This window comes from Litoreibacter ponti (assembly GCF_003054285.1).
GTDB classification, from domain to species: Bacteria; Pseudomonadota; Alphaproteobacteria; order Rhodobacterales; family Rhodobacteraceae; genus Litoreibacter; species Litoreibacter ponti.
Genome location: NZ_QBKS01000002.1, coordinates 556686 through 574846, shown reverse-complemented (window position 1 = coordinate 574846; position 18161 = coordinate 556686). Strand labels below are relative to the sequence as shown.

Below are 18161 nucleotides of genomic sequence, written 5' to 3'. Positions count from 1 at the left end.
CGATGAACTGGACCGAATTTATGGACGAGACCGTCGAGAATATCGGCGTGCTGGCCCGCGAAATGCCGGAGACGGCGAAAGCGTTCACCACGATGGGCACGTTTGCCAAGAAACCCGGCGCGCTGGATGAGAAGACCAAGGAGATCATGGCGCTGGGCATCGCAATCGCGACCCGTTGCGACAGCTGCATCGGCTTTCACGTCAAATCGCTGATCCGGCTGGGTATCACCCGCGACGAGCTGGTCGAGGCGCTGGCGATGGCCACATATATGGGCGGGGGTCCATCCTATGCCTATTCCGCCAAGGCGCTGAAAGCGTTCGAGGAGTTCAGCTGAGGCTTTGCGCCTGCCTTGCGGCAGTCGCTCCGCGGGGGCTCTGCCCCCGCACCCCCGCCGTATTTTCGGAACAAAGAAAAAGGCTAGGTGAGTGCCTGCCGGATGTTCTTGGCTGTCAGGGCGGAGACGCGGGTGTTGGCCTCTTGTGTGACGCCGCCGATGTGCGGCGTCAGGATCAGGTTGGGCGTGTCGGCGAAAGCGCCGCCGCTCTGTTCGGTCATCGGTTCGGTCTCGAACACATCCAGCGCCGCGCCGCCGAGACTGCCGGATGTCAGGGCAGCGACCAGTGCGGCCTCATCCACCACGCCGCCGCGGGCCGCGTTGATCAGGATCGCATCAGACTTCATCTTGGCCAGCGCATCGGCGTTGATGATGTGGCGCGTGCCATCGGTAAGGGGGACATGCAGGCTGAGCACATCGGCGTTCGCGGCGAGGGCGTCGAGCGTGTCGACCTGTGTCGCACCGTCGAAATTCGTGGCGAACGGGTCCATGGCAATGACCTGCATGCCAAGCGCCCGCGCGCCGCGCGCGGTCTCGCGGGCGATGGAGCCGTAGCCCAGCAGGCCCAGCGTCTTGCCCGAAAGCTCGCGGCCAGACATCTCCTGCCGGGGCCAGTCGCCCGCGATCATGCGGTCTTGGCCGAAATAGGCGCCGCGCAGCAGGGCCATGGCGGAACACAGCACGTATTCGGCCACGCTGAGATCATTGGCCCCGGTGGCGGGGAAGACCTTGATGCCGCGCGCGGCGCAGGCGTCGAGGTCTATGTTGTCGAGCCCCACGCCCAGGCGGCCCACCGCCTTGAGCCGGGACGCGCCGTACAGCAGCGCCCCGCGCAGCTGCGTTCGGTTGCGCACGATCACCGCGTCGGCCTCCGACAGGTCAAGATCGGGGGCGTCCACCAGGGCGGGGTCATAGGTCACGTCGAAATCGGCGCGCAGGTCGTCGACCGCCGCCTCGTCCATGAATTCGGTGATGATGATTTTTTGCATGGCTCCCCCGCGCGCGTCAGGCCGCCCCGGAGCGGCTTTGGCCCGGCTTGTCGAACAAACCGGGGCGCGGGTCAATTGTGAAGCTGATGCGGGGGGCGGTCAGTCCCGCAGGTCGGCGGGTCCGACCCGATCGGCCAGAAGGATCAGCCAATTGAGCGTCTCCTGCTCCTCCGGGCAGAGCTGCGGGTCGTTGGCGAGGGCTTGCATGCTGCCCTTCAACGTCGGCCAGCGGTGATAGAAATCCACCAGGTCGACAATGGGCCCGGGCCCTTTCATCTGCGGCATCATGTGCGGCTCCGTTATTCAAATCGCTTTGGATGAAACTACCAACGAGCCTGCGCCCCGACATGTGAAAAAAGTGTGAACGCCTTGGATTTCACGCTCCGGCCTTGTTAGGCTGACTTTAGGGAAGGCAATTGGGTTTGGGCTTGTGAGCAAGAAACTCGACATATCTTTATTTGGCACATGCGTTGTTCGCGTCGCCGGAGAAGGCGGCGTGGAAATCACCGGCGCCAAGCACCGCGCGCTGTTTGCGCTGCTGGCCACGGCGCCTTTGGGGCGTCGCACGCGGTCGTATCTGCAGCAGACCCTGTGGGGATCGTCTTGCTATGATGGCGGGCGGCAGAACCTGCGCCGGGCGCTGTCGGACCTGCGCGCCCTGTTCGAGGGCGATTTCGACGAGTTCGTAAAATGCACGAACTCCGACGTGGAGCTGGACCTGTCCAAGGTGAACTTCCTCGGCGCACCGGGCTCGGGGGCTTTCCTTGAGGGGATGGGCATCCGCGACAAGGGGTTCCTCGAATGGGTGGGCTCTGTCCGGGCCGACGAAAGCCAGATTGCGGGGCTCTACCGCACCACGCCGCGCACGCAGATGGGGCGCCCGCTGCCGCGCGTGACCGCGCTGCCGTTCAAGCGGATCATGGGCGGCGAGCAGATGTCGGTGCTGGGCGACTGGCTGGCCGAGGAGGTCTGCCGCTCGCTGTCGCGCTCGAACCTTTTATCGGTGATTTCCCACCTGTCGAGCCGCGCATTGGCGCAGCGCACCACCGATCTGGCGCAGGTGCGCGAGGTGCTGGACGTCGACTACTTCATCACCGGCTCCGTGCGCGAGATGGGCGGGCGGGTTGTCGTGGACATGGATTTCGTCGACGCGCGCGACGCCAATATCATCTGGACCCGCCAGATCGAGGGGCCGCAGGCCAGTTTCTGGGACGAGGTCATGGCGGGCATCGAGGGGGTAGTGAAGGCCATCGGCCGCGCCATCGCCGACGAGGCGATCACCTATATCAAGGATCGCCCGGTGCCGGAGCTCGACGACCACCACCTGGTGATCGGCGGCGTCTCCCTGATGCACCGCCCGACCTTCCGCGATTTCGCGAAGGCCCGCACCTTGCTGGAGGAGGCCACAGATCGCGCGCCGATGGTGGCCGAGACCCATGCATGGCTTTCGAAATGGTACGTGCTGAGCGTGTTCAATGGCTGGACCACGGACCGGGCGGGCGACACGCAGAAGGCGCTCGACAATTCCGCACGGGCGCTGGACCTGAACCCCGACAGCAGCTTTGCGCTGGTGATCGACGGGTTCGCGCACAACAATCTCAAACGCGAGTTGGACGTGGCCTCGGCCCGCTACGATGCGGCGCTGGATATCAATCCGAACGAAAGCCTGTCCTGGCTTCTGACCGGCGCGCTGCGGGCGTTCCAGGATCGCGGGGCGGAGGCCATTGCATCTGCCGAGAAGGCCCGCCGCCTGTCGCCGATCGATCCGTTTGGCTACTATTATGACGGGCTGACGAGCACCGCCTATCTGGCCGCCGAGGATTACGAGCGCGCGCTGGAGCTGGCCAACAGCTCGCTCGCGGGCAACGACCGGCACCTGTCCACATTGCGCGCCAAGATTACGGCGCTGCATTACCTCGGGCGCACCGAGGAGGCGAAGGCCGTCGCAGAGGACATGATGCGCCGGGCTCCAGATTTTCGGGTTGACCAGTACGCGCGTCAGCACCCGGCCGCCGGGCATGGCTCCGGCAAGCGGGTGGTGACGGCATTGGCCGCCGCCGGTGTGCGGTAGCCAGCAGTTTTTTAGGGAAGGAAGAATAACATGGCTCAATATGGAGGGCTCGGTGGACTGGGCGGTCTCGGCGGCTTGGGTGGCCTTGGTGGCTTGGGCGGTCTTGGCGGTTTGGGGGGGCTTGGCGGCCTCGGTGGATCCGGCCTTGGCGCGTTTTTCAACGCAGGCGCCGTGGGCCAGTATGACGCCCTGACCGCGGTCGGACTACAGACCACGGCCGAAGGGATCGGCTACGCGGCAGGCGACGGGCCCGCGCCGACACCCGAGCAGCTTCCGGCCAATTCGCCCGAAAACCTGGCGCGCAGCGCCGATTGGGTGCGCGGCTCGCTCTATATGTCGGACTATGTCCGCTCGCTTGAAATCTCGGTCTCGGGCAATGTCTCCACGATCAAGTTCGAAGGTCAGGACATGGCCTCGATCACCCGGCCCACGGACACGCTGATGGCCGAGCAGTGCAAGCTCGTGCTCGATTATGCCGATCTGCGGGCCGATCGCGGGGCGGAGATTCAGTCCCAGCTGGGCTTCCCGAGCGAGTATTTCGCCATGATCATGGCGCTGCACCCGGCGCAGAATAAGTACACGTTCGAGCTGATGACGACGGTGCAGCTGATGGGCGCGCATGTGGCGATGATGATGAAATACGCCCAAGCCATCCGCCGGCCCGATCAGGTGGACACACGGGTGCTGCCGATGATCGCGACGCCGGGGCACGGCTCGTTCCCATCGGCGCATGCGACGGAAGCCTATGCCGTCTCGTCGGTGATGATGAAGCTGATCGACGCGTGGGGCGATAGCTTTGCCGACAAGGAGCATCGCAAGAAGCTGATCCAGATGCTGGCCGAGCGGATTTCGGTCAACCGCACCGTTGCGGGCGTGCATTACCCGATCGACAGCTGGGCGGGCGCGGCGCTGGGTCAGGCGATTGCGGGCACCATTCTGGGCCGCTGCGGGGTTACTGACACCGGCACCAAATCCGCGACCTACGGGCCGACCAACACCGATTTCTTCGGCTACGACTTCCAGAAGCTGCTCGCCGGTGAAAGCGTGTCCGGCAATTACGGGCTGAGCTTTGGCTCGGCGATCACCAGCACGCAGTCCGACATGTACAAATGGTTGTGGGACAAGGCCGTGGCCGAGGGCCACAGCGCGGGCGCCGGCACGCCCGGGGCAGGCGTCTAGCCGATGTCGCGCCGCATCGAGCAATATACCGGCCCCTATGAGCGCTGGACCTTCGGGGATGATCTGGGTCGGCCCTTCGCCTTCCCGTCGATCCGGGACCGCACCTCGCGCTATTTCTCGGCCCTGATGGACAGCAGCCGCCCGCTGCCCGACGTCAAGAAGGTCCGCTTCGAAGAGGAGCCCGGCACCGGCTCGCGCAAGGTCGAGGTGCGCTACCCGCCCTTGTGGAATCGTGGTGCGAACCTCAAGACCCGGCCGTTCTGCTTCTTCGATCCCGACGCGGCGCAGGCACCTTCGACCGGGCTTGCGGATATCGCGGCCGACCTGCTCGACCTGATTTCGGCAGCGGCCGACGAGCCGGAGGACGAGGTCGCGGCGGGCAAAAAGCGCATGCGCGCGCGCTACCGGGTGAACTTCCCGATCAACGAGGTGACGTGGTCGTCCGATTACGACGTCGATCACGGCGTCGATGGGTACCGCGCCCCGCAGACCCCGCCCAAGGCGATCATCGCGGTGATTGACGACGGCATCCCGTTCGCCAACCGCACCTTCCTGAACACGGAGGGCAACACCCGCGTGTCGCATCTGTGGCTGCAATCGGCGCGCGCGCCTGCAGGCTCCAGCGCCGTGCCGTTCGGGGCGGAGCTGTCGAACGGGCAAATCGACGGGCTGATTGCGCAGTACGGCGATAACGAGAACGAGCTTTACCGTATCTCGGGCGCGATGGACGCGGAGCTGCCCGAGCTGGGCACGTACATGCGCCGGGACACGACCCACGGCTCTCACATCATGTCGCTGGCTGCGGGCCAGCCCATGTGCGGCAAGCAAGAACCCAGCCAGGACGACATCGAGATCATCGCGGTGCAGCTGCCCAACACGATCGCGTGGGACACGTCCGGTTTTGGCAAGGAGATGTATATGCTCTCTGCCATTCACTATATTTTCGAGCGCGCGCAACGGATTGCGCATTCGTGCGGCGTGGATGAGCTGCCGCTGGTGATCAACTTTTCCTATGGCTGGTCGGGCGGGCGCCATGACGGCCAGTCCGAGATGGACGCGGCGATCGAGGAGCTTTTGCACAAGCGCAAGGCGGTCGCCCCGACCGAGATGATCATGCCGTCGGGCAACACGTTCCTGAACCTCATGCATGCGCAGTTTCAGGAGAGCGACTTCAAAGCGGACCCGGATGACCCCGGCACCGAAGCCATCGAGGTCTACTGGCAGGTGCAGCCAGAGGATCGCACCTCGTCCTATATCGAGTTCTGGATGCCCGAGGGGCTCGACGTCTCGGATTACACTTTCAAAGTTACCCCGCCACGCGGCCTCACATTTGACGCCGAGCCTTCCCTGGCATTGCGGGGTGATCCGCTCCTCTCACGCGGCGATGATCGAGCCTTCCTTGATCTTCGCGTGGGGGGAGCGGCCCTTGGACAAATGTCCGTCGACCAGAACCGCGGCACGCGCTGGCGCGCGATGGTGGCGCTGGCGGCAACCGTGCCGCTGGAGCGCGCGGGCCGGTGGGCCCCGTCAGGGCGCTGGGTCATGCGGATGGAACGCAGCGCAAGCGCGCCGAAACTGGGCGCCGAGCAGTACATCAACATCTGGGTGCAGCGCGATGACGACCCGTCAGAGCTGAATTCTGGCGGACGGCAGAGCTATCTTGAGCTCATCGATCCATCGACCGCCGACAAGCCCTCCCTGCCGGTTTACACGCAGCCCATGCCTGCCGTGCGCGGCTTCGGCAGCCTCAACGGTGTCGCCAATGCGCCGCTCGTGACGCGGGTTGCGGGCTACGTGCAAAGCACCGGCAGGCCTGCGCCCTATTCGTCCTCGGGCGGGCTTTCGAATACGACGGGTGACGCGCCCACGCCGTGGGGCGAGCAGGTGGCCCTGTGCGCGGTGGCGGATCGCTCGCCCATTCTGCCGGGCTCGCTGGGGCGTGGGGTGCGCTCCGGCTCTCGGTCGATCCTTGTCGGGACCAGCGGTGCCGCGCCGCAGGCCGCGCGGCTGGTGGTCAGGGCCTTGGCCAATGGCCAGCCACCCTTTAGCGCGATGACACCGCAGCAGTTCAACTTTCCGAACCCCGTCCAGAACGCCCATTGGCTGGCGCGTTTGGGGTCGCACAAGACACCGTCCCTTTGGGGAGGTGGGTAACGAGTACGAGCCGGGACAGGAGGGCGTGCTGGTCCTCTTCCCGGACATTAGGACATGCGGGTTGTTTTTTTGCCCGTATGTGGGGCGTCCGATGCCGATTACCCAGTGAGCCGCAGCTTTAGGCGAGGTTGTGCGCGCATATTAGTGAGGTGTCGGGCGTCCCTTTTTCGCCCGCGCGGTGCGGGGCCGCTCAAAATCTGATATCATGCGCGCGGATGGAGTGTCGGTGAAAGGACACCTCGATGTCGCGCGATCATGTCGCCATAAACCGGGCCGTCTGGGACGAGGACGCCGTCAATTGGGTAAACACGGGCGAGCGCCTATGGGCGCTTGATATGCCGGAATGGGGCAATTGGGGCCACTCCGAAGCCGAGCTTGGCCTGCTGCCCACCGATATGACCGGACGGATGGCAGTCGAGTTGGGCTGCGGCACCGGCTATGTCTCGGGCTGGATGGCGCGGCGCGGGGCAGAGGTCACGGGCATCGACGTCTCGCCCCGGCAGCTTGAAACCGCGCGCAGGCTGGCGGCGCACCATGGGGCGCGCATCACCTTTCTTGAAGACAACGCCGAAGACACCGGGCTGCCATCGGGTACGTTCGATTTCGCAATCTCTGAATATGGCGCGGCGATCTGGTGCCCGCCGGAGCTGTGGTTGCGCGAGGCGTGGCGGTTGCTGCGCCCCGGTGGCCGGCTGGTCTTTCTGGGCAACCATCCTTTCGCGCAGCTGTGCGCGCCCGCGTCCGGCGCGCCGAACGAGATGCGTTTGCACCGCCCCTACAGGGACATGTGGGGCGCGGATTGGACCGAAGTGGAATTCGAGCCGAGCGGCGTGTGCTTCAACCTGACGATCGCGGACTGGATGGCGCTCTTTGCCCGGATCGGCTTCGTGGTCCGCCGCTACCAGGAGCTGTTCGCCCCCGAAGGCGCGTCCGGCATCCGCGGCGCGATCCCGGCGGAATGGGCCCGGGACTACCCGGTGGAGCAGGTCTGGCATCTTGAAAAGCCTGCCTGATCCGGCTGCCGGTGCTCGGCTCAGGTCTTGGCTGCGCGACGCCGGGCGCGCTCGCGGTAGAGCGCCTCCGGCGTGACGCCGATCCAGTCGGCCACACCTTTCCAGCCGCCGCGCGCGGGTGGTCCGTGCAGCTCGAGATAGGCGTCGAGGCGGGCACGCGCGGTCTTCAGGCGCATGACCTCGATCCTGCCGCGCAGGGCCTGAACCTCGCGGGCGGCATCCGCGAGTGCACGCGCGGCCAGAGCGCCGTCTTCAAGCGCGCCGAGAAGCGCGGCCCGGGGCAAGACCGCGACCTCCGTGCTGGCCTCGCTGATCCCGTCGCAGTGATACTGCGCGGCAAAGAGCGAGGCTTCGGCCACCAGCGCGCCGGGCCCGGCACGGTGCAGCTCCAGCTCACCGCCATCTGCAAGCGTGCGCCGAAGCGTGATCGCCCCCGCACGGACCCAGAACATCTGATGCACCGGATCCTCGCGGCGAAACAGGGTCTCGCCGGGGGCGAGTGACCTGTCGGGGGCATCTGCGAAAAGCTCTGACCATGGCTGCGACATGATCATGATCATGTGGCGCGCGGCCGGGTCGTGCAAGGCTTCCGGCGATGCTGCCCCAAGGATTTGCCCATGATCAAACCGACCCTCTTGCTGACCTTCCTTCTCGCCAATGCCGCCTTGGCGCAGCAGCACAAGGCGCAGCCCTATGCGGGGCTTGACGCGCGGCCGATTGCGTCGCTGTCGGAGCGCGATCTGCAGGATTTGCGCGCGGGGCGGGGCTGGGGGCTGGCCCTTCCGGCAGAGTTGAACGGCGTGCCGGGGCCAACCCATCTGCTGGAGCATGCTCAGGCCTTGGGCCTTTCGGAGGCGCAGAGAGAGGCGCTCGAAGACATCCGGTCCCGCATGACCCAGGCGGCGGTCGCGGCGGGGGCGGATTTCATTGATGCGGAGCGGGCCTTGAGCGATGCCTTTGCAGATGGCGCGCCGGACGCGGACACCTTGGCGGCGTTGGTGCAGGCCGCCGCGCAAGCGCGGGGCCGGCTTCGTCTGACCCATTTGGCGGCGAATCTGGAGACTGTGCCTGTGCTGCAAGAGGCCCAGATCGCGCAGTACAACGCGCTACGCGGGTATGATGTGGCGGGGCCGTGCGATGCGGTGCCGGAGGGCCACGCCGCCGCGATGTGGCGGCGCCACAATGGCTGCGAGTAGCGCGTAGCTAGAACTGAAACCGGTGCAGCGCGCCGCCATGCTGGCGCAGCCAGGCGCGATGTGGCTGGTAGTCGGGCATGAGCCGCGCGACCTCGGCCCAGAAGGCGGGCGAGTGGTTCATCTGCGCCAGATGCGCGACCTCGTGGGCGGCGACGTAGTCAAGCACCGGCGCGGGCGCGAGGATCAGCCGCCAAGAATACATCAGATTGCCCTCCGACGTGCAGCTGCCCCACCGCGAGCGCGTGTCGCGCAGGGTGATCTTGCCGAACTCGCGACCAAGGGCCTTTGCGTGGCGCGCGCTGGCCTCGGCCAGACGGTCGCGGGCGAGCGTCTTGAGGAAGGCGCGCACGCGTGCTGCGGTCTTGTCGGCGCCTTCGGGGACCAGCAGGTGATCTTCCATCAGCTTGACCGCGCGGGTGCGGGTCGGGGCGATGAGCCGTTCGCGGCCTTCGACCGGCAGCACGGCACCGGGGGCGATTTGGCAAAGCTCCGGCTGGCGGTCGAGATGGCCGCGAATCCACGCCTCCTTGGCGCGCAGGAAATCCTGCGCCTCGCGCATCGAAGCGCGGCGCGGCAGGGTCAGCGACACGCGCCCGTCCACGCCCGAGACCCGCAGCGACAGCCTGCGCGCGCGCGCCGAGTGGCGCAGTTTCACCGGGATCGGGGGCTCGCCCAGCTCTATGATCTCTGCCATGGGGGTGCCTGCTGCTTTTTGCTCTTGAAATCGAGGGTAGCGCGCCCCAATTGCCCTGCGCAAGCACCGGTCGCACAATTGGGCCGGGAAAGGCTTTGACACCACTTGCCCGCTGTGGCAACTGGCTGCAATTCGGATAAACCCCACACGCCGCGCCCACTGCTGCGGTAGAGGAAAGAGGACGACACATGCCCAAGGAAGAATGGGGCGTCAAACGCGTTTGCCCAAGCTGCTCGACCCGCTTTTACGACCTGCAGAATGACCCGATGACCTGCCCGTCCTGCGCGCATGAGTTCACGCTGGAAAGCCTGACCGGCACCAAGTCCCGCACCATGCAGGCCGACAAGGCCGATGCGCAGAACAAGGAAGCCGTCGCCGAAGAGGCTGATGAGGTCGTGCTCGAGGATGATGAGGACGAGGTGGACGCCGATCTGGGCGACGACGTGCTGGAAGAGGATGACGATGACGACACCGTCAGCTTGGACGACCTGGCCGACGTGGCGTCGGACGACGACGACGACAGCTAACGACACTTTGGAGGGGCGCGAATAAGTCGGCGGGCTTGCGATTTTTCGCTTGAACTGCCGCCCGCGCCCTTCTAGACACCACTCCGCAGCGAATGCTGCATTCGGGGCCTTAGCTCAGCTGGGAGAGCGCCTGCATGGCATGCAGGAGGTCAGCGGTTCGATCCCGCTAGGCTCCACCAAATTTCCCTTCCAATCCAGCTACCACATCCGCGGCTTGGCGTAGTCCTCATAGCCGGTGTCGTAGCTTTCAGCGTCGAAATCGCGCTCCATCTCCTTGATGAACTGGCCGGCCGTGGGCACCTTCGCGCTTTCATCATCGCCGGACCAGATCTTCGAGCGCAGGATCGCCTTGGCGCATTGGAAATACATCTCTTCGAGTGTCACCACGATCACCGTCGCGGGGCGTTTGCCGCCTTTGTCGAACGCCGCGAGAAGCTCGGCATCATCATGCAGGCGCGCGCGTCCGTTGACCCGTACGACATTGGTGCAGCCCGGCACCATGAACATCAGGCTCACCCGCCCGTCGCGCACGATATTGCGCAGCGAATCCAGGCGGTTGTTGCCCATCCAGTCAGGCAGATGCAGGGTCTGCGCATCGGCGATGTGCACCACCGGGCCGTCATCGCCGCGCGGGCTGCCATCGGTGCCTTCGGGGCCGATGGTGGACAAGACGACGAAACGCGACGCCTCGATCCATTGGCGGTAGAGCGGCGTCATCTTGCGGGCGACCTTGGTCAGGCTCTTGGGATTTACTGCGCCATAGCGCGCTTCCAGCGCCTCGATACTGTCGATCTGGGGCATGTGGGGGGACTCCTTTTCGGCCTCGCGGCCTTGATAGCTTGTCCTTTCTCGCAAATGGGGCCATCTTTTTGCCAAATGGGCCAATCACGCACGACTTCTTCTGACAGCCTGCAAGGCCTGCCCTACAAGGTGGTCAGCCTGCGCAAGCGGTACGAGGATGGCTATGTCTCGACGCCGCATTTCCATGCGCGCCATCAGGTGCTTCATGCGGTCTCCGGCCTGGTCCATGTGCGCGCGGGCGATGTCAGCTGGGTCGTGCCGCAGGGCTTCGGTCTGTTGGTTCCCGCGGGGGTCGAGCACGGCGCGACAATGGTGGGCGAGGTGCTGATCGAGACGGTGTATATCCGCGCAGGACCGCGCACCGACCGCGTGTTTGACAGCTGCCGGGTCGTGGCGATCTCGCCGCTGCTGACCTTGCTGATCGGCGCGCTCTGCACCGAGGAGGCGCAGGCGTTGAACTCGGAGAAGGCGAGCCACCTGCGTTGCCTGATCCAGTTGGAACTGGCCGAGGCGCCGACCTCGCCTTTCGCGCTGCGCGCGCCTGCGGACCCGAGGCTGCGCAGAGTGTGCGACGCGTTGATGGCCGCGCCGGGCAGCGTAAAGGACATAGATCACTGGGCCAGCGAGGCGGGCAAAAGCCGCCGCTCTTTCACACGCGCCTTCCAGGCCGAGACCGGGCTGCCCTTTGGGCAATGGCGCCAGCGCCTGCGTTACCACCTTGCCCTGCAGCGCCGCGCGGAAGGGGTGGCCGAGGCGCAGATCGCGGCGGAGCTGGGCTACGCCAGCAAATACGCGCTGGCGGCGATGATGCAGAAACTTGACCACCTCGGCCCCGATCCGGGCTAGGCTGGCCTCATGAGCGACTTGAAAATCGAAGGGTTCGAAGACCCGGTCCCGGTGGACGCCGCGGGGGTATCCCTGCCGGTCTATGTCAGCGTGGCGGGAAGCAAGCCGCTGATCGTGCTGCATGAGCTGCCGGGCATGTCGCCAAGCTTCCTGCGCTATTGCCGCGAGATGGCGGACGAAGGCTACAAGGTCTACATGCCGCTGATATTCAAATCGCCCGGAACGGAGATGTCGCCGCTGCACACCGGCCTGTTCTGCCTGAGCCGTGAGTTCGGCGCGCTGTTTCGACCGCGCGGGGGCGAGACAAACAGCCGACCCTTCACGCGTTGGCTGATGGGGCTGATCGGTCATGTCGCCGAAGAGAATCCCGACGCCAGGATCGGGGCCGTGGGCATGTGCCTGACCGGGGGCTTCGCGCTTGCGGCCATCGCGGGGCCGGGCGTGCACGCGGCGATCGCCTGCCAGCCGTCCTGGCCCGCTCTGTTCAAGGTGGACACGCTCGCCATGTCGGGCAGCGAGCGCGCCAATGCCCACACCCGCGCGGAGCTGCTGCCCAAGCCCTGCGCCAAGGGCTACCGGTTCGAGGGCGACAGGGTGTCCCGAGACGCGCATATGCGCTCGGCGGAGGCGATCTTCGGCGACGCCTTCGAACGCCACCCGGACCTGCCCGGCAAGGCGCATTCGACCCTGACCACCGACAGCCGGTCAGAGGCCGTGTTCGCAGACGTGCTGGCCTTCCTGAACGCCCGGCTCTAATCTCGCGCCCATGAAAGATACCTGCTCACACCTGCCCCTGCGCAACGCGTTCATATTACCCGAGGGGATGATCTACCTTGACGGCAACTCGCTGGGGCCTTTGCCAAAATCCGTGCCCGCGCGGCTGTCCCGGATGGTGACGGACGAGTGGGGCCAGCACCTGATCAAGGGCTGGAACGTGGATGACTGGATGGGCCAGCCTGCGCGCGTGGGCGACATGGTCGGCCGCCTGATCGGCGCGCCCGCGGGCACGGTTACCATGGGTGACACCCTGTCGATCAAGGTCTATCAGGCGCTGGCGGCGGCGGTGAAGATGCGGCCAGAGCGGCGCGTGATCCTGTCCGACAGCGGCAACTTCCCGTCGGATCTCTACATGGCGCAAGGGTTGATTGCACAGCTGGAACAGGGCCATGAGTTGCGCGTCGTCGCGCCGGACGAGGTGGCGGGCGCGATCACTGATGACGTGGTCGCGGTGCTGATCACGCAGGTCGACTACCGCACGGGCCGGATGCACGACATGGGCGCGATTACCCGCGCGGCCCACGCGGCGGGGGCGGTGATGATCTGGGACCTGGCCCATTCGGCGGGCGCGGTGCCGGTCGATCTGGACGGGTGTGGCGCGGAATTTGCGGTGGGCTGCACCTATAAGTACCTCAACGGCGGGCCGGGCGCGCCCGCCTTCATCTATGTGCGCCCCGACATCGTCGAGGACCTGCAGCCCGCCTTGTCGGGGTGGCTGGGCCACGATGCGCCCTTCGCGTTCGAGCCGGAGTACCGTCCGGCGATGGGCATCGAGCGGATGCGCGTCGGGACGCCGCCCGTTTTACAGATGGCCGCCCTTGAGGCGGCGATGGAGGTCTGGGAGGGCGTCGACATGGCGGAGCTGCGCGCGGCCTCGGTCGCGCTGTGCGAGCTGTTCATCGGAGAGGTCGAGGCGCGCTGCCCGGCGCTGACGCTGGCCAGCCCGCGCGATGCGGCCATGCGCGGCAGTCAGGTCTCGTTCCATTTCGAGCATGGCTACCCGGTCATGCAGGCGCTGATCGCGCGCGATGTGATCGGGGACTTCCGCGCGCCGGATATCATGCGCTTCGGCTTCACACCGCTCTACGTGGGCGAGGACGAGGTGCGGGGCGCGGTCGACATTCTGGCCGACGTGCTGGACAACCGGCTGTGGGACCGGCCTGAATACAAAGAAAAATCTCGGGTGACATGATGGCGGATTGGATCGATCTGAACTCTGATCTGGGCGAAAGCTTCGGGCCTTGGACCATGGGCGAGGATGAGACGATGCTGGGCATCGTCTCGTCGGCCAATATCGCCTGCGGCGGTCATGCCAGCGACCCGGAGACCATGTTCGAGACTCTCGAGATGGCGCGCGATAACGGCGTGATCATTGGCGCGCATCCCGGCTACAATGACCGCGAGGGCTTTGGTCGCCGCGTGATCCCGATGGCCCCGGATGAGATCGGGCGCATGTGCGCGGCGCAGATCGGCGCGTTGCAGGGCATCGCCGCGCTGGCGGGGGCGAAGGTGGATTATGTCAAAGCCCACGGCGCTCTGGCGAATTACGCGGCCAAGACGCGCGAGGTGGCGGACGCCTATGTGGCCGCCGTGCGCGCGATTGATCCTGATCTGGCGATTTTGGCGATATCGGGGACCGAGCTGGAGCATGCGGCCAAAGCCGCGGGGGCACCGGTTGCATCGGAGATTTTTGCCGACCGGGGCTACACGCCCGAAGGCCAGCTGGTGCCGCGCGGCACGCCGGGCGCCATGATCCACGACGCGGCCGAGGCGGCGGCGCGGCTGGTGTCCTTCATGGACAGCCGGATGATGCCGGTGGTGGGCGGTGATCCGATCAAGCTGGATGCCCATAGCATCTGCGTGCATGGCGACGGCCCCGCCGCGGTGGCCATGGCGCGCGAAATCCGCGCGCGGCTGGAGGCCGAGGGCATCACCATCCGCAGTTTTGTTCAGTGATCGCGCCGCGCTTCACCCCGGTGGCCGATACCGGCCTGTTGGTCAGCTTCGCCGATGAGATGTCTGCCGACGCCCACGCGGCGGTCGGACAATTGGACCACGCGGTGGCCTCTGACCCGCCGCCTGGCGTGTTGGAACAGGTGCCTGCCTTCGTGAACCTGTTGGTGCGCTTTGATCCGCTGGTAACAGATCACGCGGCGCTGGAGGAGGCGTTGCGCGCGCTCTGGGCGGGGGCTGGCAGCGTGTCTCGCCCAACGCAGGAGCGGCGGGTCGAGGTGTGCTATGACGCGGAGTTCGCGCCGGACCTGCCTGCGGTGGCGAAGGCCGTGGGCCTGTCCGAAGAAGAAGTGATCGCGGCGCATTTGTCGGGCGATTACGAGGTCGCGCTCTATGGTTTTGCGCCGGGATATGCGTACCTGACCGGCGTGCCGGAAGTGATTCAAGTGCCGCGCAAGCCCGCCCCGGTGCGCGATATCCCGGCGGGCAGCGTGATGATTGCGGCGGGGCAATGCCTTGTCACGACGCTGAAGATGCCCACCGGGTGGTCCATCATCGGCCGCTCGCCCACGCCGATCCTGACCGACGACCCGGACCGCCCGGCGCTGTTCGACGTGGGCGACAAAGTGGTGTTCGAGCGCATCGACCGTGCCACGTTGGAGGCGCGCGGTGGCTGAGGCGCAGCTGAAAGTTCTTTTTGCGGGGCCTTTGGTAACCGTGCAGGATGCGGGGCGCTTTGGCGCGTTGCGCTATGGGGTGCCTGCGTCCGGGCCGATGGACCGATTGTCTTTCGCGGCGACGCATGCGGCGTTGGGGCAGCCTCCGGGGGCTGCTTTGGAGGTCTCGCTGGGCGGGATCGTGCTGGAGTGTGTGGCGGGCGAGGTCTCGGTCGCGATCGCGGGCGGCGCGTTCACGGTGGATCACGCGGGCACCCGCTCTGTCGGGGCGCAGGTGTTGACGCTGTCACCGGGCGAGAAGCTGACGATCCGTGCGGGCGAGGCCGGATCCTGGTGCTACCTGGCCTTCGCAGGCGCGCTGCAGGTGGCCGATTGGATGGGCTCCGCCGCCACTCACGCCCTCGCGGGATTTGGCGGTGGCGCAGTGCGGACCGGTGATGTCCTGAAAGTCGCCGGCGCCGAGGCGCGCGGCGCGCGCGAAGGTGCGATCCCGATGTTCGAGCCCGCGCAGTCTGACGATGTTCGCGTCGTGATGGGGCCGCAGGATCACCATTTCACGGACGCGGCGCTGGCCAATTTTGCCAAGCCTTTTACGGTGTCCGAGGCGTATGACCGGATGGGAATGCGGCTCGACGGGCCGGAGCTGATCCTGGGCGAGGCGCTGTCGATCCCGTCGGAGCCGGTGCAGCGCGGCTCGATTCAGGTCTCGGGTGCGCAGGTGCCGACGGTACTTTTGGCCGACCACCAGACGACCGGCGGCTACCCCAAGATCGCCACGGTGATCGGCCCCGATCTGGACGCGCTGGTGCAAAAGCGGCAGGGCGATGCGGTGCGGTTCAAACCCGTCTCGGCACAGGACGCGGTGACGCTGGCGCGCGCGCACGCGTCGCAAGTCGCGGCCTATCTCGATGCAATATCGGTGCCGCGGGGCACGCTGGCGGAGCGGCTGATGCGCGAGAACCTGATCTCGGGCTTCATCTCGGAAGGTGACCCATGACGACGACCCATGACGCGCTGGAGGACCCGCGCAACGCCGACATCAAGATCTACGTCAACGGCGCGCTGAAGCACCGCGACGAGGCGATGGTGTCGGTCTATGACAGCGGCTTCATGCTGGGCGACGGCATGTGGGAGGGGATGCGGCTTTACGATGGGACATGGGCGTTTTTCGACGACCATATGGATCGGTTTTTTGATAGCTGTAAGGCGGTCTCGCTTGATGTGGGGATGGACCGGGCAGGCATCCTTGAGGCGCTGACCCTGACGGCAGAGGCCAATGGGATGCACACGGATGTGCATTGCCGCCTGATGCTGACGCGCGGGGTGAAGGTGAAGCCGTTTCAGCACCCAAAGCTCAGCCAGTCCGGGCCGACGCTGGTGATCATCATGGAACATTCCAAACCTGCAACCGAGCTGGTCCAGGGCATCCGGCTGGCGACCGTGCCGCAAGTGCGTGGGCTGCCGATGAGCCAGGATGCGAAATACAATTCGCACTCCAAGTTGAACTGCGTGATCGCCTGCCTGCAGGCCGAGCAGGCGGGGGCCGATGAGGGGCTGATGCTGGACCCCCATGGGTTCGTGAACACAACCAATGCGTGCAATTTCTTCATCGTGCGGCGGGGCGAGGTTTGGACCTCGACCGGGGATTACTGCATGAACGGGGTGACGCGGGCGAAGGTGATCGAGCTGTGCCGCGCCGAGGGCATCCCGGTGTTCGAGAAGAACTACTCGCTCTACGAGGCGTATGGCGCTGAGGAGGCGTTCCTGACGGGGACGTTCGGGGCGCAGACGCCCGTGGCCTCGATTGACGGAAAGCCCATCGGGGATGGCGCACGGCCGGTGATGGAACGCATCCGCGCGCTCTACAAACAGGCCGTGGCGCGGGACACCGGCGCGTCAATCGCTTGACGGGCGCGGGCTTTGTGATCACAAAGCGCCCATGTTGCTGAACGCGCCAAAGCCAGAGCCGACCGGGTCCGCCGCGACCGGGGCGGCCAATGATATGGTCTACCGGCGCCTGCGCGCCCAGATCATGCACGGGGAGATTTTGCCGGGCTCGGCCCGCACGTTGCGCGGCATTGGACGAGAGTTCGGGGTGTCGATGACGCCCGCGCGCGAAGCGGTGCGGCGGCTGGTGGCCGAAGGCGCGTTCTCGCTGTCCTCCTCTGGCCGCGTGTCGACGCCGGAGCTGTCGAACGACCGGATCGAGGAACTGGCGGCCCTGCGCGCCCTGTTGGAGCCGGAACTGGCCGCGCGCGCCTTGCCGCGGGCGCATCTGGCGCTGATCGAGCGGTTGCAGACAATCAATACGAGCATCGGGCAGGCCATCGCGCGACAGGATGCGGTGAGCTACATTCGCACGAATTTGGAGTTTCACCGCACGCTTTACTTGCGCGCGCAGGCCCCTGCGATGCTGGCCATGGCGGAGACGGTGTGGCTGCAGATGGGACCGACCATGCGCTCGCTCTACGACAAGCTCGCGCGCACGGAACTGCCGCAGCATCACCGCTTGATCGTCGCGGCCCTGAAGGCGGGGGATGAGCCGGGGTTGCGGCTGGCGGTGCGCGCGGATGTCACCCAAGGGCTGCGGATGCTGGCGCAATAGCATATGGCTCGCCGGGCCTGTCGGCCCGTCGATCCGCTGGAGAGGCGCTGCCTCTCCAGACCTCACCGGTCGTGGGGCGCTGCCCCACACCCCGCCGTATTTTCGGAACAAAGAAAGCGGCGCGAGTGCTCTGGATTTGGCTGTGTGGTCTAGAGTGAGACCACCGGGGGTTTGCCTCCCCCGGGCCTTGTGCGCGTCAGGCGGTGTCTTGGCCCTATGAGGGGGCTGTCTTCAACACCTGATCTGCTCTGAATGTGCCCCGGTTGGTTATGCCAGGGCGGGTGGACGTCCGGGGGCGGGTTTTACGCGAGACGGGTTAACCTTGTCTTAGGCCACCGTACGGT

Annotated in this window: 20 protein-coding genes and 1 tRNA gene; 16 read left to right on the top strand and 5 right to left on the bottom strand. The window is 66.1% G+C overall.

The window, feature by feature from the left end:
* The first annotated feature begins 2 nt into the window (after positions 1-2).
* Positions 3-335: a carboxymuconolactone decarboxylase family protein gene (locus C8N43_RS16725; protein ID WP_107846883.1), complete on the top strand. Its 333-nt coding sequence runs from the start codon at positions 3-5 to the stop codon at positions 333-335.
* A gap of 83 nt (positions 336-418) precedes the next feature.
* On the opposite strand, the gene C8N43_RS16720 is transcribed toward C8N43_RS16725, so the two are convergent.
* Both C8N43_RS16720 and C8N43_RS16715 read right to left on the bottom strand, forming a co-directional pair.
* Positions 419-1324, bottom strand: coding sequence for a hydroxyacid dehydrogenase (locus tag C8N43_RS16720; RefSeq protein ID WP_107846882.1), 906 nt, complete (start codon positions 1322-1324; stop codon positions 419-421).
* A gap of 99 nt (positions 1325-1423) precedes the next feature.
* Entirely contained in the window at positions 1424-1609 is a 186-nt protein-coding gene (locus tag C8N43_RS16715) for a hypothetical protein (protein ID WP_146174243.1), read from the bottom strand.
* 211 nt (positions 1610-1820) lie between these two features.
* On the opposite strand from C8N43_RS16715, the gene C8N43_RS16710 reads away from it, so the two are divergent.
* The 4 genes from C8N43_RS16710 (at position 1821) to C8N43_RS16695 (ending at position 7741) form a co-directional block, all read left to right on the top strand.
* The gene (locus C8N43_RS16710) at positions 1821-3395 is read left to right on the top strand and encodes a hypothetical protein (RefSeq protein ID WP_211308618.1); all 1575 of its coding nucleotides are present in this window, start codon (positions 1821-1823) and stop codon (positions 3393-3395) included.
* 30 nt (positions 3396-3425) lie between these two features.
* Positions 3426-4574 (top strand): phosphatase PAP2 family protein, encoded by a 1149-nt coding sequence (locus C8N43_RS16705; RefSeq protein WP_158270001.1) that lies wholly within the window; start codon positions 3426-3428, stop codon positions 4572-4574.
* A 3-nt stretch (positions 4575-4577) separates the two neighbouring features.
* Complete coding sequence (locus tag C8N43_RS16700) at positions 4578-6728, top strand: S8/S53 family peptidase (RefSeq protein ID WP_107846878.1); 2151 nt, start codon at positions 4578-4580, stop codon at positions 6726-6728.
* A gap of 242 nt (positions 6729-6970) precedes the next feature.
* Positions 6971-7741: a class I SAM-dependent methyltransferase gene (locus C8N43_RS16695; protein ID WP_107846877.1), complete on the top strand. Its 771-nt coding sequence runs from the start codon at positions 6971-6973 to the stop codon at positions 7739-7741.
* Positions 7742-7761: 20 nt separating this feature from the next.
* Here C8N43_RS16695 and C8N43_RS16690 read toward each other — a convergent pair whose 3' ends face one another.
* Positions 7762-8325 carry a Crp/Fnr family transcriptional regulator gene (locus C8N43_RS16690; protein ID WP_158270000.1) on the bottom strand — a complete coding sequence of 188 codons (564 nt, stop codon included), beginning with the start codon at positions 8323-8325 and terminating at the stop codon, positions 7762-7764.
* A gap of 33 nt (positions 8326-8358) precedes the next feature.
* On the opposite strand from C8N43_RS16690, the gene C8N43_RS16685 reads away from it, so the two are divergent.
* Positions 8359-8937 carry a hypothetical protein gene (locus C8N43_RS16685; RefSeq protein ID WP_211308617.1) on the top strand — a complete coding sequence of 193 codons (579 nt, stop codon included), beginning with the start codon at positions 8359-8361 and terminating at the stop codon, positions 8935-8937.
* A gap of 7 nt (positions 8938-8944) precedes the next feature.
* Here C8N43_RS16685 and C8N43_RS16680 read toward each other — a convergent pair whose 3' ends face one another.
* On the bottom strand, positions 8945-9631 hold the full coding sequence (locus tag C8N43_RS16680) for a M48 family metallopeptidase (RefSeq protein WP_107846875.1): 687 nt from the start codon (positions 9629-9631) through the stop codon (positions 8945-8947).
* Between the two features lie 188 nt (positions 9632-9819).
* Here C8N43_RS16680 and C8N43_RS16675 point away from each other — a divergent pair, with 188 nt between their 5' ends.
* The gene (locus C8N43_RS16675; RefSeq protein ID WP_107846874.1) at positions 9820-10158 is read left to right on the top strand and encodes a TIGR02300 family protein; all 339 of its coding nucleotides are present in this window, start codon (positions 9820-9822) and stop codon (positions 10156-10158) included.
* A gap of 103 nt (positions 10159-10261) precedes the next feature.
* Positions 10262-10337 (top strand) — tRNA-Ala (locus C8N43_RS16670).
* Positions 10338-10356: 19 nt separating this feature from the next.
* Here C8N43_RS16670 and C8N43_RS16665 read toward each other — a convergent pair.
* The gene (locus C8N43_RS16665; protein WP_107846873.1) at positions 10357-10959 is read right to left on the bottom strand and encodes a pyridoxamine 5'-phosphate oxidase family protein; all 603 of its coding nucleotides are present in this window, start codon (positions 10957-10959) and stop codon (positions 10357-10359) included.
* A 75-nt stretch (positions 10960-11034) separates the two neighbouring features.
* On the opposite strand from C8N43_RS16665, the gene C8N43_RS16660 reads away from it, so the two are divergent.
* The 8 genes from C8N43_RS16660 to C8N43_RS16625 are packed head-to-tail and all read left to right on the top strand — an operon-like array spanning position 11035 to position 17817.
* On the top strand, positions 11035-11805 hold the full coding sequence (locus tag C8N43_RS16660; RefSeq protein WP_158269999.1) for an AraC family transcriptional regulator: 771 nt from the start codon (positions 11035-11037) through the stop codon (positions 11803-11805).
* Positions 11806-11814: 9 nt separating this feature from the next.
* The gene (locus C8N43_RS16655; RefSeq protein WP_107846871.1) at positions 11815-12561 is read left to right on the top strand and encodes a dienelactone hydrolase family protein; all 747 of its coding nucleotides are present in this window, start codon (positions 11815-11817) and stop codon (positions 12559-12561) included.
* Between the two features lie 10 nt (positions 12562-12571).
* Entirely contained in the window at positions 12572-13774 is a 1203-nt protein-coding gene (kynU, locus tag C8N43_RS16650) for a kynureninase (protein WP_211308616.1), read from the top strand.
* Positions 13774-14538 (top strand): LamB/YcsF family protein, encoded by a 765-nt coding sequence (locus tag C8N43_RS16645; protein ID WP_170114432.1) that lies wholly within the window; start codon positions 13774-13776, stop codon positions 14536-14538. Before kynU ends, C8N43_RS16645 begins: the two co-directional genes overlap by 1 nt.
* Entirely contained in the window at positions 14535-15212 is a 678-nt protein-coding gene (locus C8N43_RS16640) for a 5-oxoprolinase subunit B family protein (RefSeq protein WP_342748732.1), read from the top strand. Before C8N43_RS16645 ends, C8N43_RS16640 begins: the two co-directional genes overlap by 4 nt.
* Complete coding sequence (locus tag C8N43_RS16635) at positions 15205-16209, top strand: 5-oxoprolinase subunit C family protein (RefSeq protein ID WP_107846869.1); 1005 nt, start codon at positions 15205-15207, stop codon at positions 16207-16209. The genes C8N43_RS16640 and C8N43_RS16635 overlap by 8 nt, the downstream gene beginning before the upstream one ends.
* Positions 16206-17120, top strand: a complete 915-nt coding sequence (locus tag C8N43_RS16630) for an aminotransferase class IV (protein ID WP_107846868.1) — start codon at positions 16206-16208, stop codon at positions 17118-17120. The genes C8N43_RS16635 and C8N43_RS16630 overlap by 4 nt, the downstream gene beginning before the upstream one ends.
* Positions 17121-17151: 31 nt before the next feature.
* Positions 17152-17817, top strand: a complete 666-nt coding sequence (locus C8N43_RS16625) for a GntR family transcriptional regulator (RefSeq protein WP_107846867.1) — start codon at positions 17152-17154, stop codon at positions 17815-17817.
* Positions 17818-18161 lie beyond the last annotated feature (344 nt).